Genomic DNA, 514 nt, shown 5'->3' on the forward strand with positions numbered 1-514 from the left:
ATCTCCCACTACTGCATCGACAGGCCGATCTTCGCGTCGGTCATCTCGATCGTGATCACGCTCGGCGGCGCCCTCGCAATGCTAGGGCTGCCGGTCGCGCAGTATCCCGACATCACGCCGCCGCAGATCACGATCTCCGCGACCTACCCGGGTGCGACCGGCGACGTGGTGGCGAACAACGTAGGCGCGCCGATCGAGCAGCAGGTGAACGGCGCGGACAATATGATCTACATGAACTCGTCGAGTTCATCGACGGGGAACTACACGCTCAACGCCTATTTCAAGATCGGCACCAACCCCGAACTCGCGCAGGTCGACGTGCAGAACCGCGTCAACCTCGCGTTGCCGCAATTGCCGCAGTCGGTGCAGGCGCAAGGCATCCAGGTGCAGAAGAAGTCGTCGGCGTTCATGATGGTCATCACGATCTATTCACCGAGCGATCGCTACGACTCGACCTACATCGCCAACTACACGAACATCTACGTGCTCGATGCGTTGAAACGCATCCCCGGCG

At 60.7% G+C, this 514-nt stretch carries 1 protein-coding gene; it reads left to right on the top strand.

All coding sequences use genetic code 11. The features are described from left to right. On the top strand, positions 1–514 hold a 514-nt coding region (locus tag AWB65_RS35355), incomplete at both ends, for an efflux RND transporter permease subunit (RefSeq protein ID WP_235008151.1).

Source organism: Caballeronia humi, assembly GCF_001544475.1.
GTDB lineage: Bacteria > Pseudomonadota > Gammaproteobacteria > Burkholderiales > Burkholderiaceae > Caballeronia > Caballeronia humi.